The organism is Aquimarina algiphila, assembly GCF_007489275.1.
In the GTDB taxonomy this organism is placed as follows: Bacteria; Bacteroidota; Bacteroidia; order Flavobacteriales; family Flavobacteriaceae; genus Aquimarina; species Aquimarina algiphila.
The window spans coordinates 1-24376 of the sequence record NZ_VLNR01000089.1; the positions used below are offsets into that span (position 1 = coordinate 1).

Genomic DNA, 24376 nt, shown 5'->3' on the forward strand with positions numbered 1-24376 from the left:
AATTCCAAAATTAAAATTTGCAAATGAACTGGAAGTATTAATAATCAAAGATATCATCCTAAAATGTGGCGGAGATCCTAATAAAATTAATGAAATAATAAACTCAACATAAAGGTTTCGAACACTTATGATTTGCAATCCGTGCTATAAATTTATTTGCCTGTAGAATCAAACAAAAATGAGTTACGTACAATGAAAACACCACTAGAAAATACCAAAGAATCACAACAAAAAACCATAGAACGTGTACAAGAAGAATCCAGTACAGATGGTGAAGCTACGATTGCCGACAACCGTCCTGCTATAGCTATACAACGCAAGTTAAGATCTGTAATGGGTAGTACTGAAGGTACGATTAATCCCATCCAACGAAAAAATAAAACAGGCCTGCCCGACAGACTAAAATCTGGTATAGAAAACCTCTCTGGCTATAGTATGGATGATGTAAAAGTGCATTACAATTCCAGTAAACCTACCCAACTACAAGCTCATGCCTATGCACAGGGTACGGATATACACCTAGCACCTGGACAGCAAAAGCACCTGCCTCACGAAGCTTGGCATGTAGTGCAGCAAAAACAAGGTCGGGTTAAGCCCATGATGCAGTTTAAGGGAAAAGTGAATATTAATGACGATGCTGGCTTGGAGAAGGAAGCCGACGTGATGGGAGTTAAGGCAGTGCAGCATGCTAATAAGGTAACTGGCAAACCTTATAAAGTTGTAATGGCAAACGTGGGTACTGTACAGCGGAAAATAAATCCTCATAAGCTTAATTTGGTAGGAGAAAGTCATAACAAATCAGAAGAAAGAAGAGGTAAAGAAAAAGAATATACTGAAACTATTTTTGGTGCAGAAGGAGAATATTGGTTAGAGAACGAATTTAAAGTATTGAATAATGACGGTGGTTTTGAAAGATTTGGAGATCCGATTCATTTGAGGGTGATCAACAGATTAACTAATATCAAATTAGGTATACAAGAACTAAAAGATAAAATGAAAAAAGAAAGGTCAAAAAACAGCCCTGCTACTCTAGATAGAATAAATGAACTTTTAGATCGTCTAACTGATTCAATACAGCAAGCTTATGGACTATTAAATGACCATCCTGATCTTACAAATGGAATTACTTATTCTGAAAATTTTATTAAAAGAAATAAAAAGAGACTATATAGCAACCCCCATAATTCTCCCGAGAATATTATTGAAATCTTAAAAAATTCTATGAACTCAATAAGAGCTTGTAAAAATTACTTTTCTAATAATTACCCTCTTCAGAAGAAATATATGAAAAATAGTTATATAGATTACAGGTCCGCTCTAAGTGCTTTACAAAATAGCTATGCAGATATCGAAACTATAAATACCCCAAAGAATGTTTTTGAAATTAACCTGCATGAATATAATTATGGATATTATCTTAAAAAAGCATTTAACAAGTTAAGAAAAAGCAGAAGCAGGCAAATGCATGAAGCCGCTATGTTAATGAAACATAAAAAAGGGGTATGGACAATGGGAGAGCTTCATATAGTTGATATTATAAAAGAATATGGAGAGTGCGATGACTACAATATCGAAAATGAAGAAAGTTACAATATCGAAATAGATGAATTTATTGAAAGTGAAAAATAGAAATATTTCACCGATACTGCTAGTCTGTGACTAATGGTGTTAACAATGGGAAGAAAAGAATATAAACCAGATCGATCAGATTTGTAATCTGTATAGCATATATCATTCCACTTTTAGTTTAATAAAATGAGTTACGCAAAATGAAAACACCACTAGAAAATACCCAAGAACCACAACAAAAAACCATACAACGCGTACAAGAAGAATCCAGTACAGGTGGTGAAGCTACGATTGCCGACAACCGTCCTGCTATAGCTATACAGCACAAGTTAAGATCTGTAATGGGTAGTACTGAAGGTACCATTAATCCCATCCAACGAAAAAATAAAACAGGCCTGCCCGACAGACTAAAATCTGGTATTGAAAACCTATCAGGCTATAGTATGGATGATGTAAAAGTACATTATAACTCTAACAAACCAGCTCAATTACAAGCGCATGCCTATGCACAGGGAACCGATATCCACTTGGCGCCTGGACAGCAAAAGCACCTGCCTCACGAAGCTTGGCACGTAGTACAACAAAAACAAGGCAGAGTAAAACCTACCAGACAGTTAAAAAGTAAAGTTCCTATTAATGATGATGCTGGCTTGGAGAAGGAAGCCGATGTGATGGGGGCCAAGGCACTTCAAATGAAGCCAATGGAACCTGTAACTACAGGAGATCCATGGGGAATTAACGATTCCGTAATTCAGCAAGTGCCTATGTATATGGATACTTCCAGGAAAGTTTTTCAATTAAGAGGAGAGAAGACAGCTGTATCAAATATTTATAATGCAAAAGGTACAGCGGATAAAAGGGTTGCTCGAGGCAATAGACGAGGTTCCATTACTAGAACCAAAGGAGACAGTTTTGCCCGATTAGTTGCTTTTCGGGATTACACAGATAAAGTCAATCCTTTGAAAGAACATGCGATTCTTTTAGCGCAAAATGCAAGTATACTTAACCCAACCCAATGGTACAAGAACAACGCGGAAGCCATCAAAGGTTGGGTTGCTCGTCAATCAGAGATTGGTAATTGTGGTGAGTTTGGTAGTATGTTAGTGGAGGAATTGCTTAGAAACACTAATGATCAATGGGTACATAAATGTATGATGTACCCAAGATCAGAATATGATCATGCTTTTGTAGTGACCTATCCTGAAAGAATACCAGCAGGGGCTACCATGCCTGAAAGTGTCGATAAACGTGTGGCCATTGTGGCAGATGCATGGGATGGCTATAAAGTAATGAATGTGGAGACTTTTTGTGATGGACATAATGCATATAATGCAGAAGGTCTTGATCATACTAATATCTTTATTAATAGCTCATATAAGGCCAATAACGAAGATACAATAGTTCCCATAAGAGAAGGTCTTAATGCTTACGCTCAGGGTTTTTATGATTGGTACCAAGAACAATTGGAGGCAGGTGAAGGTAATAAATATTTCAATTATCGTGATTATGCCAAAAAAAATGACATTTCCGGTACATTCGGAACTGATGGTAGTAATATTAAAGCTGGATTTCAGGATTTAAGACCTATGTCTGCCTTATTCCAAAAAGGGAAAATCCCTTATGATGATGATATACTCAATGCCAGAGATTGGTGGACCAATCCAGCAGGTACTTTCAATGTGGGGAACCTTAATGCCAGTGGCTGGTCTATTTTTTCGAATGCCTCAAGAAGGGGGGAGGAGATACAAAACACTAATAATAATAAAAAATTCGGACAGTTTTTGCATGGCACCTCGCTTCATGAATACTTGCGTCTAGCAGAATTCAGTAGTGTAAACGATGTTGTTGTGAAAGCTGCTAATTTGAAAAAATTGAATGATTGTATTGATAGACAGTCACTGGTCAAAAGGCAAGAAATTTATAACTTATTGGATGATACAGACCTGACATCAAGTTTAAATCGCAGGAGCAATAATGCCAAAGCTGAGCTACTCAATGGTATTCAGGATGCCAGGGTGACTAACTACTTAAACACTCAGGTAATTAATGATGCCGCGAAAATCCTTAATAAATTGGAGTCAAATAAGGTGAAAACCTATTTAGAGTCCCTAAGTGAAGATGATGCTACAAGAATCCTGAGCCGGATGAATAATAAAAAAATGCAAACCTATTTGATTACGTTGGAAGCGGAAAATTGTGCAAAAATTCTTGATCAATTGGACTTAAAAGGCGTAGCATACTATTTTAAAAATAAAGGCCTAAAAGCGTCAGTCGATGTATTAGAAAAAATGAGTTTAGACAAATTAAAGGCGTACGTTCATAGTAGCTATTCCAGACCTATACCTTTTTTCAACAAATCTCTTTTTAAGTTTATTATCCAAAGCAACTTTCCATACAAAGATCAAATCATCGAAGAGCTTCCCGTTGCCCTGGCAGCGGAAGTATTGAAAGAGGAGAGTGAGGCTAATCGTAAGAGTATCATGCGTAAACTCAGTAAAGATAAAAGTTCGGAAATTGAAAATGAAATTAAGGGGCTAACTACTGAAAGTTAGCCGTGCTACCGCACGATTAGCTTCCTGCTCTGCGAAGTTTGCAACTTCGTAGCGTCAACAGTTAGTAATAGCTTGTACTATAGCAAAGAAGAAAATATTATAAAACAAAAGACGCGTTCTAAAGCGCGTCTTTTTATTCTATTTAGTTACCTGTAAATATCCTTAATTATGAGATATCATAGAAGTATAGGTATCTTTGGAAGTACCCGTAGTTACTATAATAGATGTGTCACCATCATTATTAACTCTCAGTGTTGCTATATCTGATAAAAACCGTACAGAAGCAAGGTTCTTTTCGTCCTTTGGACCTTTAGTGAATTCAAGATCTTGAGTCCAATAATTCATAAAAAAGTTAATGATGAGGTCTTTACTACCCTCAAAAACTACTTTAGTACTGATCAGCTTTCCGGTAGGTAACTTGTCATAATATAACTTATATGATATTTTTCTCTTTTCGAGTTTGCCAGGAGCGCCGCTTTGGTGTACCCACTGTAAACAATTCGTTCCGCAGGTTATAGATTTGGCTTGCCATTTTGTTTTGTCCCGAATAAAAGATTGAACCATAGTGCTAACACCATAGGCATAATCTACCTGGTCACTTGTAGTGTTGGTAAGTAACCATTGTTTGTCGTGTGCAGCTGCTGCCGCAATATCCTCTTGCGAGTAATTTGTTTGGGCAAAAAAAGTAAGAGGAAATAAAAATAAAAGAAGTAATAGTTTTTTCATAAGCTATTGATTTGTAAATGTTTGAACTTCAATTTACGAATTTTTTTGAAATTTAATACTAATAAGTGCCACTAAAGATTGGTAGATTATTTAGATAAATGTTGAGAATAAAAACAAGCTATAAGCTTTTGTCGGTAGTAGAGGCATTTGTAGAGTACTATCATTATGATTTAAAATACTACCTAATATTGTAAACTTTTTTAGAATTTGATAGATAATCTTATCACATTAGTTACAATATATTCATCTTTAGATTTTTAACAAAAACTGTTAAAATACTACTCTTTGTCCCTGATTATCTGCAAAACCCACTTATATAAGTGGGTAAGGGGGACTTATATAAGTGGGTGTTGTTGTATAAAATATTGTATAAGGGTACTTGTTATAGTGGTGCGGCTTCGAGATGAACAAGGGGTAGGGTACTTAAAACAGAAGTGCCACTATCCTCAGAGGGAAGTAACGCTATGCTCAGACAGAAGTAACACTTCTGTCTGAGCATAGTGGCTCCTGCCTTCATAAGAGGGGGTGGGTACTATAGAGGTGGGGGCAGGGTACTACAGAAGTACCTTAAACACATGAGTTTGTGTTAACTTTTTAACACATCTCATATAGAAAAATCTTAATGATACAGATTTAATCCACAAAGCTGCTGTATGAGTTTTTGTGAGTTAGTAGTGTTTTATGTTAAATTTGGCATAAAAATTGGATTCAATACAATGAAAGCAATCATGGTCATAATGATGTATTATGAAAGCAGTTTTAACTAAAAAAATAAATTGTACTATCACTGAATGCTTTAATCAAAATCATTTTTAATAACTAACAAATTTATCTTTATGAAAAAAAATCTACTTTTTGCATGTACACTTGTATTTTTCTCTATGTTTATCGCTTGTAGTGATGATGATACCACAGAACCAGAAACAGAATTCATTGACCAGGTACTACAAGGTAAAATTGATGGAGAAAGTTGGGCCTTTGTTAATGGTACAAGTAGTATTGATGATAAAATCCATCTGGATTTACTAAGTACCGAAACTGAATGTGGTGCGTCTAATTTTGAGAAAAAAAGTAGAATCATCTTTTCTATCACTAATGCCGTGGGTATTTATGAACTCAAATTTGACTTTAACGATTTAGATAATTCTCAAACGGTTACCTTATTGAGTTATGACGAAGAAGGAATACCTCTAAATAATATTGCCACAGAAGGTACTGTTGAAATCACTGACATTACAGAAACTAAAGTCATTGGTAGAATCAATGCAAGAAGTGACGATAACAGTTTTGTTAATGGTAACTTTGAAGCTTCTGTATGTAACTAATTAGAACCTCAAATAATACAACCAATGGATCATTTTATATCGGTTCATTGGTTTTTTATTACCTGGTATTGACCTATGAAATACTTTCTACAAAATCTAAAAAGACGTTCTTATGGCGTTCTAGATCCATATCAGGAGAAATTGCTACACGGGCAATATAATCTTTGTCACCTTCTTTAGTCGTCCCTTGGGTTGAGGTTGCAGGTATCGTCCAATAACATCCCTTTAATTGCCCATAGCTTACACAGTATTTGCTTTCATTAGGGATTTTATTAATCATCAAGTTGATCAATTTTAGGTTTAAAGCTCTTTTATAAGATTCTTTTTCTTCTTCAGTATTCCCTTTAGTAGGGAGATCTAGTGAAAATACAGACGGAGTAAATCCTTGTTCTGCCAAGTCTTCTGAAACAAAATTGATATTTGCCTCAGGTAAAGTAGCGTTGATAAAGGTTACAAATTCTCGTGTATTCTTATAGGCATCATGAATCCTTTGATTCATAGAGGGCAATTGTTTTGCTAAAATTTCCATCTGAAGATCCGTAGCTTCGTTATCGCAGAGTCTTAGATGTAATTTTATATTGTCCATCAAAGCTTCGGATTTTTTATTGGCTACACAGTATCCTGCAGTACATTGACCGCCACTCGGAAATTTAGAACCACTCACATAAGCAATCGTTCTAACGGTAGAGAGTATGTTATCTTCACCCAGAAAGTGGACATTCGGACAAAATGTTTGATCCAAAATAAAAACAGGATCAATAGCGGTTTCACCATCCCTGGTTTTACGTTCCTTGCTTAAAACATCTTTTAACTTGATAAGATCAGGAACTTCAACTCTAGGATTTGTCGGAATTTCTGCAATGATATAGGGAACAGCATCTTCTTCAGCAATTTTGTCTAAAACAATATCTATACTTTGCACCATGTCTTTACCACCATCAACAGGTAAATCCATAACTTCGACAGTATCAATACAAGCAGCAATTCGTCTTGCCTGGTCATTTGTACCGCCATAACAATTTGGGGGAACAACAATTTTAATAGATTTTCCTTTATGCTTTTCGAAAGCATCATGTATTAACCCCATCATAATTGCATATTGCATAGATAGTCCGCTAGACGCTACCAGAGCCTCTATACCTGTACTTGTAATCTCCTTTATAGAAGCTAAGACCTGTGTTTTATTAGTCTCGATAGTACTAGTTTTATGATTAATAGAAGATTGCTCTACTAAATGCTTTAAGGTAACCAATGTGTTGGCCGGTGTCATTGCAATGGTCTCTCTTCTTCTTACATGCTGAATTTCTGAAATATAACCTTCATTTTGCTCTCCATTTATTAATAAAATACTTCCCAATTGAGCATTTATATTAATAAAAAAATCAACATTTGGGATGAGATCAAAATTGTAAATATCATCTTGTTGCGAAATAAAAACAGTACTGCCGTCAAACTCAGAAATAGCAGATGCGTCCTCTACATGTTTGATGTCAAATGTATAGCCATAAACATGCTGTAGTATTTCTGTATTAAAAAAATCTGGTAATTCGCCTGTGTAAACGATTTGGGTATTTTTGTTATCTAATAGGTTTTTTCTTAACACTGCAAGTATAGGAATTGTCATTGATGAAAAACTGATGACATGTTCTGCCTTAAGATGATGCGTCTTAGCAATTACCCATTCTAGGACACAAGATAAAGGATGTCCTAATCGAATATAGTCAAACGCAGTAGGTAACTCATGTAGCGATGATGATTGAGAATTATGGTTGGTATATAAGATCTCAAACTGTTCTAAAAATTGAGTTTTGGCCAATTTTTCATCATAAATATTAAGTCGATGGGTGGTTAGATTTAACCAGTCACTTGGCATATTTTCTAAGACATCTTTTATATATGTTAGCATGTTATGATCTTGCATAATATTCACCTTTAGATAAGGCGGCAAATATACGGCAATTAGATTTTTTTAAAAGTATTTCAAGGCGTTTTGTTATAGGTTTGTTGTACGCATTTGTGTCGGGAAATTTTATTTATTTGTCGGATTTGATATAGTTTTTTAATCCATATCGATATAAATTTGGTAAATACCATATGTCAGATTACTTTTATTAAAAACAAATTAAATATGAAAGCTACCAGTATTGCAAATCACGAGAAAACTTTCTTTGAAACCGGAAGAGACTCAGACGGAAAAGAATTTGTTTTAACAGAAATGACAGTACCTATTAAAAGTACAAACCAAGTCATGCCGTATGTACGTTGTAGACCAAAAAATGGAGATACTTCGTTTTATTTTCAAGAGAAAAATACAAAAACTCAAATCGTATTGCATTATACTGCTGGGTATATAAAAGGAGATGTAGCAGCTTTGTCCAAACCAACAAGAGAAGTATCTACTCCATTTATTATTGCCAGAAACGGTAAGATACTCAACTTATGGTCGTCTGCTTTTTGGTCATACCATTTAGGTTCAGGAGCTGTTGGAGGTAATACCAATGGTGGTAAACGAACCATTGCGATAGAAATGTCTAATATTGGTTTCTTAAAAAGAATAAATAACCAATTGGTTACCGTGTATAGTGATACTGATGTGTATTGTGATATAAACGAAGAACAATTTTATACAAAACTCGATTCTCCTTACAGAGGAGAACTATATTATGCCACCTTTACCAAAAAGCAATACGATAGTTTATTGCTGTTACTTCGTTATCTCACTGCAGAATATAATATACCAAGAGCCCTTTTGACAGAGGATAAGCGATATATAACAGTGGCAGAAAATGAGTTAGTTAATTTTAAAGGTATCGTATCTCATGTCAATTACAGATCGTCGGGCAAGTGGGACATAGGTCCTGCTTTTGATTGGGAAAAAATAATTGAAGGCCTGGTATAGAACTCTTAAAGCTACATTGTGTCGGAAAAGTCATATCATTTGGCGTGTTTGTTATAGTAGCATAACCATGTGCTAATGTAATTTTGTTAAGTAGGATAATTTGGATTAAAAATTATTCTCAAAGATAAAATCATTGCACATGAAAAATTTCTATAAACTTATATTTGCGTCTTACATTTTACTTTTTATGTATGGTTGCGCGAGTTATGCTCCTAAGGATAATAAACTTTCTATAGTTTTATCAAAAACGCAGAAAGCAATAACAGGTCTTGCAGAAAAAACAACTGTTACAAATGATGATAATCTTATCAAGGCATTCAGTAAATTAGAAAAAAAGAGTATAGAATTATTTCCGGCTTTAGAAGTGTGTAATAAAAAATATGCACTTACACCAGAGTATATGGCTACGCTACAAGAAGCACAAAAAACATTAGAGCGTTTACATAAAGATTTCAATACAATATCCAATAAAACATTTCTTCTTGATGCAATATACCTGGATTACGATGCCAAATTAGCATCTATTACCAGCAGTGCCAAAAATGACGCAAATACCAAAATCAAGGTCATTGTAGATTCTAACGAAGAAGAAGGTTATTTTGTTTTTGGAAAATTGTCATATGAAAAAGAGTTAAATATAAAACGGTTCAGGTTTAATAAACCTACCCATAATGCTTCTCAGGATTTTGTGCCGGGTTATTATTTATTTTGGTTAGAAAAAGAAGACCGGATAGGGGAACCAGAATTGCACCTGATCATGAGTGACGGGACAGAAGAGGAGAAAAAACTAGTTTTAAAAACACCTAAATAATATAAAAATGCTTGTTTCTAAATTAAAAGAAGTTTGGAAAGAGATTACGCTGCTTAGTACTTGGATTGCTTCTGTAGCAGGTGCTTTTATTATACCATTACCTTCTTGGCATGCGTCTGATGAAAACACTTCTTTTTTTATGAAATTCGGAGTGTTTATTGCAACAGCACTTGCCGGATTTCTGATTTTGTATTCACATAAAAATAAATTGATTAGGACCTGGATGCGCTTATCTGTGCAATTTATCGTACTTCTTATAGGGTTTTATGCCACATATCATTTTGCTAGAGAAACGAGAACATTACCTTATATCGATAAAGATATTGTTATTGGTAATGAAATGCTGGATGATAACCCTTTTGAGGCGTTTAAGGCATCACATGGGTTTTTACCAGCCAGAAATGAACAGATGATGATTCTTTTGGGCGATCCCGAAAAAGCTTGGACCAAAAAGAGTATCATGTCTAATAGAATACAATTAATGGCACTTTTATTTTTTTGCTACCTGTTTTCTGCCGGGTTTATTATTTCTTTTTGCAATCTGGTGATTTTATATAAAGATAAGTATAGGATTAAGATTGAAGCAAAATAAGTGTTGGTATTCAAAAATCGCATTATCTAAATTTTTATTTTAGATTGCAATCCATAATCTATTATGTTTTTGTCATTCTAGTTGAGATTAGAATCTTTTCGAGACGAATCAAAGTTTTGATTTACATCGATAAATCGCATCTTATCCTCATTGATTTATCTCAAAAAAAGCGATAACACATCTTCTAAGCTAAAATCCTTACCGATCTTTTACATCTAAAATAAGGTTAAGGCAAAGGAAGCTAGTGCTTTATATGATTTAACATTTGTTACTGGTTTGATTAAAAAAATGATAAGTAATTTTATAGTCAATTGAAAAAGCTTGAAACCTATCCTGCTTGTAACCATTATTTTTCATGATTTTTTTTAAATTTTCCTTATATCAATTAAAAAGACATATATGTATAAAAAGATCAACTCTTTCAATTGTCGTTGGCGTCTTTTTCTATCTCAATTGTATACAGGTAGCAGCAAATACTCAGAAAATTGATAGCTTACTGGATCAATTGAATTCATATGAAGCAGAAGATACAGTAAAAGTAGATCTTCTTAATGCCGTTGGTTTTGAATATTGGATTGTAGATGCTAATGAATCAATTAATTTTGGAAAAAAAGCATTACGATTATCAAGGTTATTGGGATATGCCAATGGTTTGGCTAAAGCAAATCGTATAATAGGAGTTGCTTATTGGGCGCAAGGCAATCAAAATAAAGCATTAGAACATCTAAACATTTCTCATAAAGTATATAAAAAGATACAAGATAAAACAGGATTAGCCAATACCAGACTTAATATAGGTATGGTGTATGCAGACCTCAAAGAGTATGAAAAAGCGTTACATAATTATGAGCAGGCCATCAATGAGTTTACTGCTTTAGAATTAAAAAGCAGAATAGCGACTACTTTTACTAAAATAGGAACTATCCTTATAGCACAACATAAAGATTCTGAAGCGCTGAAGTATCTTACAGATGCATTACAAATGCATACCGCTAATGATTTTATATATGGGATATCAGAAGCGCATAATCGATTGGGAATGTTATACCTTAATAAAAATGAAATCGAGCAAGCTTATTATCATATTAAAAAGTCAATGACATTGGGTAATGAAGTTAGTGATATTGACGGATTAACCAATAATCTCATTATTTACGGAAAAATTCTAAGACTTGATAATAATTTAGAGGAAGCTGCAATTGAATTAAATAAAGGTTTAGAACTGGCTAAAGAAAATCACCTAAAGAAATATGAACTATTTGCTTATGAGGAGTTGAAAGAGCTTAAAAAGCAACAATATAAACCAGAGGAAGCCTTAATGTTTTATGATAAATATATAACATTAAAAGATTCTCTTTTTAACACAGAAAAAGCAAAGCAAATCGCTTATTTAGAATTCAAAAATGCATTAGAGCGAAAAGATAAAGAATTGGAGGTGTTAAAAGAAAAAGAAAAAACGGATAACTTAATAAAATTGCTTTTGGTTCTGGGAGTTACTATTATATCTATTGCCGGATATATGATTTACGCCATAGCAAGGCAGCGAGCTAGAAAAAGTAAAGAATTGTCTACCAAAAGCCAAGAACTTCTGGAATCTGTATATGCCCTTACCCAAAAAGATTTAGAAAATTCTGAATTAAAGCGACAGGAATTAAAACAACAATTAGATTTTAAAAATAAAGAACTTACCTCATATGCTCTTAATTTTATTAAGAAAAACGAAGTAGTACAGCAATTGCATAGTACCATACAAGATGTCAAAAAATCTTCCAATATTGAAAAAGATAAATTGATAGCAGACCTTAATAGAATAATACGAAAAAACTTAAGTATTGATAGAGATTGGGAGGATTTTAGTAGATTTTTTGAAGATGCACATCAAGGTTTTTATTCTAAATTAAAATCAAAACATGAAGATTTAAGCACAAATGACTTAAAAATTTGCTCTTTAACTCGATTAAATTTGAATATAAAAGAAACGGCAAGTATACTTGGGATATCACCAGAAAGTGTAAAGACTGCACGATATCGTCTCCGTAAAAAACTAGGTTTAGATCCTCGAAAAGAAATTCTTACCTATTTAGTACATCTAGAAGAGGAATAAGAAATTTATAAAAAACGGTAAACCGCAAAACTCTGATTATGAGTATTTTGATTTTTTTATGTTTACCTTTTGTACACTTTTTTTAACAACTAATCTCGTTAGGTCTACGTATTGTAAACGTTGTTTCTATTGAAAGTTTTTCATCCTTCCATACTTTTAGTATCCCAACTTATGATATTATTTAAGAATATCATTTTTATAGTAAATAGAAAAAAGACTAAGCTACGTAAACAGTCAAAAAACATTTTATTCTATAAAAATATACTTTATGAAGCCTGATACTAAATATACAAAAAACGGTGATATTAATATTGCATATCAAGTTTTTGGTTCAGGTCCTATCGACTTAGTTTATATCCCTGGATGGGTTTCTAATATCGATTGGATGTGGGCTTGTCCAGAACTAGTGAGTTTTTTAACAGAATTAGGAAAAATAACTAGAATTATTCTATTTGATAAACGAGGAACCGGACTTTCTGATCGTGTAGCAGAGCTCCCTACCTTAGAAGAAAGGATGGATGATATTCGAGCAGTGATGGACGCTGTTGGTTCACAAAAAGCCGTATTGTTTGGACACTCAGAAGGAGGATCTGTTTCGGCATTGTTTGCTGCTACATATCCAAACAGAACTATTTCTCTGATTGCTTTTGGGATATTTGCTAAACGCATATATGCGCCTGACTACCCTTGGGCTCCAACCAACGAAGAACGTCAGGAAGTTTATGATATGATTGAAAATAGTTGGGGGAGTGGAGAGATGAACCTAGAGTCACTAGCCCCTTCAAAAGCCAATGATAAAGTGTTTATGGATTGGTTGGCTAATTACTTTCGTTCAGGAGCTAGTCCAAGTGCAGCTATGATATTAACAAAAATGAATACAGAGGTAGATATCATTAACATTTTAGGGTCTATAAAAGTTCCTACCTTAATATTACAACGTACACATGATATTGATGTCAAAATAGAGGAGGGACGATTTATAGCAGAACGTATAGAGGGAGCTAAATTTGTTGAGTTTGAAGGTAGCGATCATCTGTTTTGGACAGGTAATACCAAAGTAATTTTGGAAGAGATGAAAGCCTTTATTTTAAAAATAAGGCCAAAACCAGTATATGAAAAACGACTCTGGACTATAATCGTTGGGCGCATTATGCCTTCAAAAGCAAATAGCCCAAGACATCAAAAATTTATTAAACAATATGTAAAAGAATATAGAGGGAATATAGTTCAATATAACACAGAAACATTTACCGCCACTTTTGAAGGGCCAAGTAGAGCAGTACAGTGTAGTATGGATCTGGTAGATAAAATTAGGGATTTGAATGCCCAATTGACCATCGGTATTCATATCAAAGAATGTTTGGTAGGGAATCCTGTAAACAAAGAGATAGAAGATTTTGCTACATTAGTTTTTAAGAAACCTATACCTAATCAAATATTGTTAACTCAAACGGTAAAGAATTTACTGGTAGGTACTCATGTGAATTTTACACCACATAAAACAATTTTTGAAACTGAATCTGGTGAATCTCTGTTACTCTTTATTGTTACTGAAAAAATTAGGCATACTATAGAAATCAATAAGGTTGATCATAATACAATGTTTCAAAAAGACTCTTTCCTGGAAAAAGTACTTCAAAACATTGATGATCATCTTGGTAATGAACATTTTGGTGTAGAAATGCTTTGCAGGGAAATAGGTGTTAGTGAACGGCAATTGCAACGAAAACTTAAAGCTATTACCAATAAATCTCCTAATAAATTAATTTGCTCGGTACGTTTACATCGTGCCAAAGAGTTAATTCTACGTCAACAAAGTACTATCGCCGAGATTGCTTTTCAAGCTGGGTTTTCTAACCCTTCTTACTTTTCTAAGTGTTTTAAAAAGGAATTTTCTGTAAGTCCGTCTTATTTTGCTTCTGGTATTTTAAATGGTTATTCCTAAGATTAAGGAATCGGTATTTAAGTTGCTTATTGAGTCTAAATAATTCGAAATATTGTTTTACGAATGCTTCTCCGTCAATTATTATGCCTTATGATCCATTCTTCAGTAAAGTAATTTACAGAAGAATGGACCTTGAATTTGATTAGCAAATAGTTTTGATATGCCTCACTTACTCATTAATGTGACTGAGAGACGAGCTGTCGTTGATCTACAATTCGTCCAATAAACCAAATGAATGGCTCTATTTGCCCTTTTAGCATACAGTTGCCCTTACAAATACTATGAAGTAATCCTTGTACATCAGATGATTGCAAAGCAGAAACCGCATTTTTGTCAGTAAGCAGTAAAGAACAAGAAGGTAAATCACAACTTTTATGAGTATTTAATGTCACGTCTCTATCTTTTAATACAATTGTGATAGGTTCAGACTGTTCAGAAATACGAACAGATATAGCTAAGTTTGGTGTAGGAGCAGAAACTTCAGCTATTGATTCTTTAAGGAAAGAAGAGAATGTAGCTGCCCATGCTTTGATATCAGAACACGTTATGTTTAAATCTCTTTCTTCATTATTTGTGGTAGCGAGTTGTTCATCTACTTCGCGTTCTGCCTGGATGAGTGCTTCTAGTGTTTTGTCCACGTCATCACGTGTATGAGCGGCCGAGCAAATAAGTCGTAAACGACCTCGCCCACTTTCCACAATTGGATAGGTTACAGCTGATGTTTGAATACCACGTTGATATAGATTTTGTACTATTGCATAAAGTTTATCCTTGTTACTAAAATGAGGAGTGATAATGGGTCCGTCCCCAGTCCCTAGATCATATCCTGCATCTTCAAACTGCTGGCGCATATAACGAGTCGTGTCCCACAGTCGTTGACGCAATGCATCATCTACACGAAGACGTCGTAACGAAGTAAGTGCTGCTGCCATGTCTGCCGGGCTAATAGAAGCCTGAAATATGTAGGCTCTGGAAGATGACTTCATAAGGTCAACATGTTCCTGGCTGGCTGCAACAACTCCGCCTAAGCTTCCTAATGCTTTACTAAGTGTTGTCATAATGAAATCTACCTCTTCAGTAACGCCTTGAGCAGCGCAAATCCCGGCTCCACCTTCACCGTAAAAACCAAAAGAATGCGCTTCATCTACAAGAACGAGTGCATTATATTTTTTTGCTGTACGTACTATTTTTGCAACCGGTGCAGCACCTTCTCCCATGCTATATACACCTTCAAGCACTACCATAATACTACAATAAGGAGACACTTCCGACTCAAGGACAGCCTCTAGATCAGATGCATCATTATGTTTGAAGGTTCTAATAGTTGCACCGCATAGACGAGCACCATCAACAATGGATGCATGACAGAGTTGATCGATAACAACAACATCGTTTTTTCCCAGAATCCCTGCAATAGCTCCAACATTAGCTGTATATCCCGTTGGAAACAGGCAAGCACTAGGTTTTCCTACTAAATCGGCAAACTCTGTTTCAAACTCAAGGTGTTGATTTGTCATACCTGAGGCCGCTGCAGATGTACCCATTCCGGTTCCAAAACGTTCTAAGGCGAGAGAAGCTTCTTCCATTACTTTCTGATCACGATTCAGGCCTAGATATAGATTAGTCGTCCAGATAATAGCTTCTTGCTCTTCATCATTATAGGCATCTCCAACGATCCCTTTGGTGGCACTTCCAGTTCGTAATACCTTGCTGTAAGGGTTTCTGCGATTGTCATTTACCATACGTAAAACTTCTTGAACCAGCTTACTTTTATCATTTGCGTTCCATGAGGATGCTTTTGCAGCTTGAAATGTTGGATGACTTGATTGGATATGTGTTTGAAAACTAGCAAGTGAATCTGTAGCTACACTAGGCAATTTATCTGTTGCCTGATTATCCTCACTGCTTCCCATTATGTTGATAATATAATTGACCAACGCATTTGGAGTAGAGTGTTCAAAAATTGCTTGAGCAGGCAGTTTTTGCCCTAATAATTTGGTGAGTCGACTACTAAACTCCAATGTAGTTAAGGAGTCAAGACCAAGGTCATCGAATGAATGATTTGATGCTACATTTGCAGGATCACCTAAGTTGAGGAGAGAAGCCACTTCGTTCTGAATGATCGAAAGTATTACTTCTTGTTTTTCCTTTTTAGAACCAAGCAAATGTTGCATGAGAATGTTGGTGCTTTTGGTAGCTTCTACATTTGAGGATATGGTAACTGGACTTTGTTTAATAGGCTCCTCCTTTTCTAAATTCATGAGTTTTTTGCGATCCAGTTTGTCATTAGGTAAAAGAGGTAGTTCTTTTAGGTGTTTTACAATCTGAGGAACCATGTATTTTGGCAATCGTTGTGATAAATAAGATTTTACTCTCTCTTCTGTTACCGTTTCATCACGACTTACAACATAGACCACTAGTATTTTCTGACCAATGCCTCCGTCTACGGCTGCTGCCGCAGCGGCGTCAATCCCTTGCATAGATTCAAGGGTTGATTCAATTTCTTCAAGTTCAATTCGAAAACCCCTTATTTTTACTTGTTGGTCTACTCGACCAAGAAATTCGATCTCTCTATTTTCTGTCCAACGACACAAATCACCTGTTTTGTATAATCGATTATCAGGAATAAGGTCGTTAGATTCTATCTCTATAAAACGTTCCTTGGTGAGGGCTTCATCGTGCAAGTATCCCTTTGCAAGCTTGCTTCCTGCAAGATATAATTCTCCAGCTACTCCTGTAGAAACAGGTTGTAAATCATCATCCAAAATGTACGCACGCGAGTTTGGTACGGATTTACCGATAGTTACGACTTTGGTGCCAAGAGGAACTTCGGCAATGGTTGAATACACGGTGTCTTCGGTAGGGCCATATGCATTTAATACACGTAGATCAGGATTTTGTGCATATACCTGTTCAACCAGTGAGCGTTTGAGGGCTTCACCTCCAAAAACTAAACATTGTATCCCCTCAGGTAATCTTTCAGTAGCAAGTAATGCTTGCATTGAGGAGGCAACCATTACACATGTTCTCACCTGATCTATTGCAGGAAGATTAGTTAACTCCAGTGCATTTTTTGCAAGTATCACTGTACCACCAAGTGATAAAGTACCCATGGTTTCCATAACCGAAGTATCGAAACACACAGAGGCACCAGCAAACACTCCTTTTAACTCTTCATTACTGAATAGTTTGCGCATCGATTGACTCATGTATACCACACTTTTGTGTTCTACAGCTACTCCTTTTGGTTTTCCTGTTGAACCAGAAGTGTAAATTACATATGCCAAATCGTTCTCTGATGGTCGTATTAAGCAATCTGTATGATTTCCTAATGCATTGATCCATAAAAGTTCAGGTACTTGACTGCATAAGTTTGCAGAGGATTGATTATCCACAATAGCGGCAACAGCGCGAGAATGCTCTAACATATATTGAATTCTATCTTGCGGATATGTGGGATCCAAAGGTACATACGCACATCCAGCTTGCATCACACCAAGTAACGTAGCTATCAGTTCCCAAGAGCGGTTCATACAAACTCCAACCAATGATCCTGGTTTTATACCACGGTTCATAAGCTCTCCGGCAACTTCATTAGCTCGTTTTATGAGGCTTTTATAGTCAATTTTGATCTCACCATCGATAATTGCTGTGCGTTCTGGATATTCTAGCATTTGTTTTGCAATCAGTCCGCAAATTGTTGTTTTTAAATCATCACCTGTTTTTTGAGAAAGCTCTTTCTCCATTAATTTTTGCAAGTCCTGAGAGGTCATTCTAATCATCTCTTTTGTATAATTTACTCCCGCTGCACTCAACATGCTTTGTCGGTTATTAGCTATTTCATCCTCGCTTGAGCCTGAATTAAAACGGTCTAATTTGTCTTCATTGGTTAACAGTTCGCTAAAAAACTGAGTTAATTTGTCCATTTTTTTCTTTTTTTATAAAGTTAAAGAGAGTATAAATATGTCCAATAAAAATGAAGTATACAATACGTGGACTTAACGAGATTAGTTGTTAAAAAAAGTGTACAAAAAATAGACGAGCACTATCAATTTATTGATTTTTAACACTTTAGTAATTGGTGTTCTTCATGATGTTGAATAATGTTAGTCAAACTTAATGCTCTTTTTTCTGTACTAAATAATGAGATTAAATAATCTTATGCCGAAAAAAGTTTGATATGTTGAAGACAGAAAGATTACTTAGACTTCTCATAAGTTATAACTGTATTTCTAAGATTTTTTTTGAACTGTTAGGAGTGTTCAATAGTTCCTGCTTTATAGAGCTAATTTTTACAGATTTTAAGAGTGGAAGTGTTTAGTGTATTAAAAATTAATGTATTGAATTGATTTAAAAAACGTAGTAATCGTATTGGTTAAAAATAATGATTTACTGCACTCTAATTTTCTTTTCTCTATACAATATTTCTATGTAAGTTTTTGTACTAAGAAGTGGAATGGTCTCCTACAATAACATTAGGAATACTACTTTGTAATATCATACATTTTTATAATAGAAATAGTGACTCAAAAATTGAGAGCCACTATTTACTAATTAGTTAAGAGTATTAGTAAAGTTGAGTTGAGTATAAATTTTTCAATTATTTGGAATCATCCAAATACTAATCTTCAACAGAAATATGGATTGTACTATTCATTTTAAGTTTCTTTCCTTCTAACCTTGCTTGAGCAAAGAATTCTTTAGCTATAATTTGCTCACGTAATAATTCATCTATTCTTCCACTATCATATTCACAATTGTCACTAGCATTTCCTTCAGTAATTGATAAACGGTTTAGTTTGTGAAAATTAATTTTTACATTAAGTACAGAGTTAATAATATCTGCTGCTTCTGATGCTGTAAAATGGCCATCAATCAAGCTTATTTTTTGCTCTGTTTTCACTTCTTTTGATGTTTTTACTATGGCTTCCATGTTTTTATATTATTTTTTTATTTATACTACAAAGGTTGAATTAATATGTTATATATTTTTATTTATATATTTTATTGTCATCATAAACAATTGTTATGATAGCTGTATAATGCATAGGTATAGCGGCATTCCTAATGTTATATTAAAAGGAAAAGTGATTGCAAGAGCCATAGGGATATAAAGACTTGGATTAGCTTTTGGAATTGCAAGTTTCATTGCTGCAGGTACCGCGATATAAGATGCACTAGCGGCTAGTATGGCAAATAGAAGTCTATTTCCTTCTCCAGAGCTAAAAAAACCACTTACAACCGCAACAATACAACCATTAATAATTGGTATAATGATGGCAAATAGAAATGCAAACCATCCTTTTTTAATAAAATCAGAAAGTTTACGTCCACTAGTGATTCCCATATCAAGAAGAAAAACAGCTAGGAACCCCTTAAATATATCTGTAGTAAAAGGTTTGATACCTTCAGCTTGCGCTTCACTTGCAAGTAGACCTACAATCAAGCTACCTATTATTAGTAATACGCTACCATTGGTAAGAGCATGATGAATTACAGTTTTCATAGGAATTTTATCTTCTTTTTTATTTTTTTTGAAAATTGTGATTAGTAATAACCCTACCATTATAGAAGGAGCTTCCATTAATGCCATTACAGCAACCATATGTCCACTAAAAGCAATCTGTTCCATTTCTAAAAACGATATGGTTGTCACAAAGGTAACAGCACTCACAGAACCATAAGATGCCGCAATAGCTCCTGCATTATCTACACTAAATTTTCTTCTTAATATAAAATATGAATATACAGGAATGAAAATAGCCAGAAATATTCCAAAGAGTAACGACCATAGTATTTCTGTACTAAATACGCTGTGTGAAAGCTCTTGTCCTCCCTTAAATCCTATCGAAAGTAAAAGGTATAATGAAATGAATTTTGATGAGTTTTCGGGAATAGAAAGATCGCTTTTAAGTTGAACTGCAATTACTCCTAAGAAGAAAAAAAGTAATGCAGGGTTGGTTAGATTGTCGATAAGTAAATGTAAATCCATATATACTTTAATCTGATATTGTTATGGTGATTTATTTGAAAAACAGGAAGTTGTTTATTAGTTGTTTTTAGATATAAATCGTGGGATACACAATAAACTTACTATGGCCGTACACACTAGAATTTCTTTTAAAAAAAGATGACTACTTCTTATAGAAAGTATAATAAATAATAGGAAAAGGATTGCAATTATAATGAAGTTAATGATTTTGGATAATTCTTTTTTTCTTTCAAAATATGATGGCATGACTTTTACTTTTTGAAATTCTTTTTTCTTTTGATTAAAATCTCTCATTGGTTTTATTTTATGCAAAGGTGTATGTATTATTTCATATATTTTTATTTATATTTATAATCAATTATATAAGTTTATTTTATGCATTATACTCTTCATCAATTACAGATTTTTTCTAAAATAGTTGAAAAACAGAGCATTACTAAAGCTTCTGAAGAGCTGCATTTAACACAGCCAGCGGTTTCTATACAGTTAAGAAATTTTCAGAATCAATTTCCAATTCCATTAACTGAAGTAATTGGGAGAAAGTTATACGTGACAGATTTTGGGAAAGAAATTGCAATGGCTGCAGAGAAAATCTTACAGGAAGTAAAGGATATAAACCATAAAACATTAGCATATCAAGGACAGCTATCTGGGGTGTTAAAAATTTCGGTGGTATCCACAGGCAAATATATTATGCCCTATTTCTTATCTGATTTTATAAAGCAACATAAGGGAGTAGAGCTTATTCTTGATGTTACTAATAAGGCACAGGTGATTCATAGTTTAGAAAAAAATACAGTAGATTTTTCATTAGTATCTGTTCTTCCTGATAAATTACAGATAGAAAAAATTAAATTAATGGAGAATCAACTTTATTTGGTAGGAAATAAAGATGAAAAATTCGAAAAAAAGGTATATGATAAATCTATTTTTACAAAATTACCTTTAATTTATCGAGAACAAGGATCAGGTACCAGGTACACTATGGAAAGGTTTATTGAAAAGAATAATCTACCCGTAAGTAAAAAAATGGAGCTTACCTCTAATGAAGCTGTAAAACAAGCCGTGACTGCAGGACTCGGATATTCTATTATGCCTCTTATTGGAATACGAAACGAACTTAAAACGGGACGTTTACAGATTATTCCGATAAAAGGTTTCCCGATCAAATCTAATTGGCATATGATTTGGCTTAAGGATAAAAAATTCTCTTTAGTTGCTACAGCCTTTCTTGAGTATTTGAAAAAGGAAAAAAGTACGATCATCAAAAAAAGATTCGAAAGCTTCTAAATAATTATTTATTACTTTTTATTTAATGACTGTATATATAATACCTGAGTTTTAGTGTTTTTTTGTAAATGAAACGTGTTTTCGAGCTTATAAAAACTCATTTAAATATTAGATTTCAATACTGGTTTGCTATTATATTTATTGATCTTCCTTTTATTTGAAAAATTTGATTTTTTAGATTTAAATTCCTTTGCTAATAATTCCCTAACCCTACTAAAGATATAAGTTGAATTTCCCCTTCAAAGATTAGGGGATGAGCAATCGGGAAATTTGTCGTACCCCAGTTTTATAAAAACTATTTATATTAAATAATTTTATGTAAATGATTATAAATATAAATAAAAATATATGAAACATTTTATGGAAATTTGATTCAAATAATAAGAATATCAAATAACCTTAAAAGATGAAAAAACTAATTTATATTTCTTTAGCTATTATCCTTATATCTTGTAATACCATTTCAAATGATTCTCGTTTTGGAGTGGTTTATCAAGATTCAAAAACGGCACAAATATCAGATGACAAGTCAGATTATTGGTTAGCAAAACAAAATACTTTACAGGAAAATTTTATCAGTACTCAAAAATTTTATAAAGAGGAAGGTTCCTTAATTCTTGATTATAAATACCCTCATCTCGATGAAGAATATAATCCTGTATTCAGCAGTTTTAATTCTTTTATAGAAAAGACGTACTTAAGAACAGAAAAATCAGTCCAGCAAGTACTTCATAATAATGATTTATCCTGTGACCCTATATTTAAGGATGCTGAAAGAAAGCGAAGGAATATTGATTATAAAATTTATACTAAGAATGATCAATTTTTAAGCGTTCTATTATATAAAACAAATTATTATGATGAAGAGCATCACAACTCTTTTATGTTCAAAGGCTTAAACTACGATTTAAAGACAGGTATGTTTATTACATACAGCGATTTATTTGAGAACAATAGCGATAAATTCTTACTATTTAAACTAAATCAAGAATTACAGGCACGTATTGGAGGACAAGACTCTTTTAATGATTGTTGGGAGTTTACTAAAGATAAATTTGAGGTATCCAAGAATAATTTTGTTGTCAATTCTGAGCACATAAAATTTTATTTTGATGACTGTGCAGTATGTCCAACATATTCGGGAAATTATTTTCTAGAAATACCATTAGAAGAATTATCGTCCATTTTAAAAACAGGAAAATCAGAGAGCTCCTATTTTAAATCTTAAATCAAAAAGTCATGGTAAAAATATGGATCATTCCTAAAAGTAAATCACAAGCAGATGAAATCGTCGAATTCTTATTAAGAGGTAAGTATCTTTTAACAGTTATGATCTTAGAAAATTGTGTATTGGCTAAAATTGACAGAAAAAACCAAACACATCGATTAAATAAGACACTAATCTCTGGAATTATTAGATCCTTACAGTTTAACAATTTAAATGATCGTCTTAGAAAAATGTATCCTTCTAATATGCCAATATTGTATTCGGTTCCTATCATACAGATGGATCCACAGCAATCAGAAGCTATCGCAGATTATATAACTGTATTTTAAATAAAATCCATATGACTAAAAATCAAATAATACAGAGTGTATATGAGTATGTGCAAATTGCTTTGGGAGTAGTATTAGCGAGTATAGGACTGAAGGCTTTTCTTTTACCCAATGGCTGCAATAACTAATCAAAAAAATGAATATTGAAACATGTGCGACTATAATTTTTAGATAACTTAAATTACCCTAACCCTATACTCCTGTTTTACTCCTAAAAACTTTTTATAATCAAAATGGGAATTAGGTGAAATACCTCATACTGATTTAGAATTTATATGTACTCATCTAAAGACACAAATATGATACTATCATCACACAAAACAATTCTTGAGGATATTCAGATAGCTAAAGAAAATGGGTTTGCCGTGGATTTTTTATTCAAAGACAATATCATATATGATCGCGCAACTAATAAGGGATATACTAAAAACGATTGTGTTTTGGTAGAATATTGCAGGTACGAAGGATTGAATGATCCTAGTGACGTTTCTATTCTATTTTTAATTGCATGTGATGATGGAATTAAAGGTTGTTTAAGCAATAATTACGGAATATACGCAGATATTGACCTAATGCAATTTGCACTATCACTTAGAAGTCAATATCAAGAAAGTTCTTAATAAAAGATTAATTTCAGAAAGCGATCAATTACAAAATGCAAATTGATTTTGGGATACGGCAGGTACTTCATATGACCAGAGCAGGTATCGCATGGAAACTCTTGGTAGCTTATCAGAATGCCCTTAAATACTACATATACTAGGAAAAGAGAATCATTTGGAAAATCTATAGCCTCTTTTCAATTCATACAGATTTAAGGATATGATGCCATATGTCATCTCATTCTTTATAGCTAAAAATAACATCTCCTTAATACGACATTATATTGGAGATTCCTATGAAATTGACCCGGGTATTCCTGTTTAAATAGAGCATAGCAAAACAGTTCCCAAAAGCGTGTTTATTTCAGTGTTAAAATTACGATTTTTTTCTTTTTCTTCTCATCGACTCTCC

General features: G+C 33.6%; 17 protein-coding genes. 12 read left to right on the forward strand and 5 right to left on the reverse strand.

The features are described from left to right. Positions 1–192: 192 nt before the first annotated feature. On the forward strand, positions 193–1629 hold the full coding sequence (locus tag FOF46_RS27475; protein ID WP_143918707.1) for an eCIS core domain-containing protein: 1437 nt from the start codon (positions 193–195) through the stop codon (positions 1627–1629). Between the two features lie 140 nt (positions 1630–1769). Then, positions 1770–4121 (forward strand): magnesium transporter MgtE N-terminal domain-containing protein, encoded by a 2352-nt coding sequence (locus FOF46_RS31820; RefSeq protein WP_167571967.1) that lies wholly within the window; start codon positions 1770–1772, stop codon positions 4119–4121. Between the two features lie 162 nt (positions 4122–4283). Here FOF46_RS31820 and FOF46_RS27485 read toward each other — a convergent pair whose 3' ends face one another. Beyond that, complete coding sequence (locus FOF46_RS27485) at positions 4284–4847, reverse strand: hypothetical protein (protein ID WP_143918708.1); 564 nt, start codon at positions 4845–4847, stop codon at positions 4284–4286. 836 nt (positions 4848–5683) lie between these two features. Between FOF46_RS27485 and FOF46_RS27490 the strand changes: the two genes are divergently transcribed. Continuing rightward, a complete protein-coding gene (locus FOF46_RS27490) occupies positions 5684–6172 on the forward strand; it encodes a hypothetical protein (protein ID WP_143918709.1) in 489 nt (162 codons plus the stop codon). Positions 6173–6245: 73 nt separating this feature from the next. Here FOF46_RS27490 and FOF46_RS27495 read toward each other — a convergent pair whose 3' ends face one another. Next, entirely contained in the window at positions 6246–8093 is a 1848-nt protein-coding gene (locus tag FOF46_RS27495; protein ID WP_143918710.1) for a PLP-dependent aminotransferase family protein, read from the reverse strand. 207 nt (positions 8094–8300) lie between these two features. Between FOF46_RS27495 and FOF46_RS27500 the strand changes: the two genes are divergently transcribed. From FOF46_RS27500 to FOF46_RS27520, 5 genes are all read left to right on the forward strand, one after another. Next, entirely contained in the window at positions 8301–9071 is a 771-nt protein-coding gene (locus FOF46_RS27500; protein WP_143918711.1) for an N-acetylmuramoyl-L-alanine amidase, read from the forward strand. Between the two features lie 139 nt (positions 9072–9210). After that, positions 9211–9882 (forward strand): hypothetical protein, encoded by a 672-nt coding sequence (locus FOF46_RS27505; protein WP_143918712.1) that lies wholly within the window; start codon positions 9211–9213, stop codon positions 9880–9882. A gap of 7 nt (positions 9883–9889) precedes the next feature. Further along, positions 9890–10474 carry a hypothetical protein gene (locus tag FOF46_RS27510; protein ID WP_109439060.1) on the forward strand — a complete coding sequence of 195 codons (585 nt, stop codon included), beginning with the start codon at positions 9890–9892 and terminating at the stop codon, positions 10472–10474. A 355-nt stretch (positions 10475–10829) separates the two neighbouring features. Beyond that, positions 10830–12578, forward strand: a complete 1749-nt coding sequence (locus tag FOF46_RS27515) for a tetratricopeptide repeat protein (RefSeq protein WP_109439061.1) — start codon at positions 10830–10832, stop codon at positions 12576–12578. Between the two features lie 268 nt (positions 12579–12846). Next, on the forward strand, positions 12847–14523 hold the full coding sequence (locus FOF46_RS27520; RefSeq protein WP_109439062.1) for an alpha/beta fold hydrolase: 1677 nt from the start codon (positions 12847–12849) through the stop codon (positions 14521–14523). A 176-nt stretch (positions 14524–14699) separates the two neighbouring features. Here the strand turns inward: FOF46_RS27520 and FOF46_RS27525 are convergent, their stop codons facing one another. From FOF46_RS27525 to FOF46_RS27535, 3 genes are all read right to left on the reverse strand, one after another. Further along, complete coding sequence (locus FOF46_RS27525; RefSeq protein ID WP_143918713.1) at positions 14700–18449, reverse strand: amino acid adenylation domain-containing protein; 3750 nt, start codon at positions 18447–18449, stop codon at positions 14700–14702. Positions 18450–19144: 695 nt separating this feature from the next. Continuing rightward, a complete protein-coding gene (locus FOF46_RS27530; protein ID WP_109439064.1) occupies positions 19145–19456 on the reverse strand; it encodes a hypothetical protein in 312 nt (103 codons plus the stop codon). A gap of 93 nt (positions 19457–19549) precedes the next feature. Then, positions 19550–20515: a sodium-dependent bicarbonate transport family permease gene (locus tag FOF46_RS27535; protein ID WP_109439065.1), complete on the reverse strand. Its 966-nt coding sequence runs from the start codon at positions 20513–20515 to the stop codon at positions 19550–19552. A 375-nt stretch (positions 20516–20890) separates the two neighbouring features. Between FOF46_RS27535 and FOF46_RS27540 the strand changes: the two genes are divergently transcribed. From FOF46_RS27540 to FOF46_RS27555, 4 genes are all read left to right on the forward strand, one after another. After that, a complete protein-coding gene (locus FOF46_RS27540) occupies positions 20891–21805 on the forward strand; it encodes a LysR family transcriptional regulator (protein WP_109439066.1) in 915 nt (304 codons plus the stop codon). A 406-nt stretch (positions 21806–22211) separates the two neighbouring features. Next, a complete protein-coding gene (locus FOF46_RS27545) occupies positions 22212–23033 on the forward strand; it encodes an RsiV family protein (protein WP_143918714.1) in 822 nt (273 codons plus the stop codon). An 11-nt stretch (positions 23034–23044) separates the two neighbouring features. After that, complete coding sequence (locus FOF46_RS27550) at positions 23045–23362, forward strand: hypothetical protein (RefSeq protein ID WP_109439068.1); 318 nt, start codon at positions 23045–23047, stop codon at positions 23360–23362. A 299-nt stretch (positions 23363–23661) separates the two neighbouring features. Continuing rightward, a complete protein-coding gene (locus tag FOF46_RS27555) occupies positions 23662–23982 on the forward strand; it encodes a hypothetical protein (protein ID WP_143918715.1) in 321 nt (106 codons plus the stop codon). Positions 23983–24376: the final 394 nt, after the last annotated feature.

Bases quoted from the DNA above. Each gene is read 5' to 3' on its own strand.
- FOF46_RS27475 (WP_143918707.1), top strand. From the start codon at position 193: ATGAAAACACCACTAGAAAATACCAAAGAATCACAACAAAAAACCATA.
- FOF46_RS31820 (WP_167571967.1), top strand. From the start codon at position 1,770: ATGAAAACACCACTAGAAAATACCCAAGAACCACAACAAAAAACCATA.
- FOF46_RS27485 (WP_143918708.1), bottom strand. From the start codon at position 4,847: ATGAAAAAACTATTACTTCTTTTATTTTTATTTCCTCTTACTTTTTTT.
- FOF46_RS27490 (WP_143918709.1), top strand. From the start codon at position 5,684: ATGAAAAAAAATCTACTTTTTGCATGTACACTTGTATTTTTCTCTATG.
- FOF46_RS27495 (WP_143918710.1), bottom strand. From the start codon at position 8,093: ATGCAAGATCATAACATGCTAACATATATAAAAGATGTCTTAGAAAAT.
- FOF46_RS27500 (WP_143918711.1), top strand. From the start codon at position 8,301: ATGAAAGCTACCAGTATTGCAAATCACGAGAAAACTTTCTTTGAAACC.
- FOF46_RS27505 (WP_143918712.1), top strand. From the start codon at position 9,211: ATGAAAAATTTCTATAAACTTATATTTGCGTCTTACATTTTACTTTTT.
- FOF46_RS27510 (WP_109439060.1), top strand. From the start codon at position 9,890: ATGCTTGTTTCTAAATTAAAAGAAGTTTGGAAAGAGATTACGCTGCTT.
- FOF46_RS27515 (WP_109439061.1), top strand. From the start codon at position 10,830: ATGATTTTTTTTAAATTTTCCTTATATCAATTAAAAAGACATATATGT.
- FOF46_RS27520 (WP_109439062.1), top strand. From the start codon at position 12,847: ATGAAGCCTGATACTAAATATACAAAAAACGGTGATATTAATATTGCA.
- FOF46_RS27525 (WP_143918713.1), bottom strand. From the start codon at position 18,449: ATGGACAAATTAACTCAGTTTTTTAGCGAACTGTTAACCAATGAAGAC.
- FOF46_RS27530 (WP_109439064.1), bottom strand. From the start codon at position 19,456: ATGGAAGCCATAGTAAAAACATCAAAAGAAGTGAAAACAGAGCAAAAA.
- FOF46_RS27535 (WP_109439065.1), bottom strand. From the start codon at position 20,515: ATGGATTTACATTTACTTATCGACAATCTAACCAACCCTGCATTACTT.
- FOF46_RS27540 (WP_109439066.1), top strand. From the start codon at position 20,891: ATGCATTATACTCTTCATCAATTACAGATTTTTTCTAAAATAGTTGAA.
- FOF46_RS27545 (WP_143918714.1), top strand. From the start codon at position 22,212: ATGAAAAAACTAATTTATATTTCTTTAGCTATTATCCTTATATCTTGT.
- FOF46_RS27550 (WP_109439068.1), top strand. From the start codon at position 23,045: ATGGTAAAAATATGGATCATTCCTAAAAGTAAATCACAAGCAGATGAA.
- FOF46_RS27555 (WP_143918715.1), top strand. From the start codon at position 23,662: ATGATACTATCATCACACAAAACAATTCTTGAGGATATTCAGATAGCT.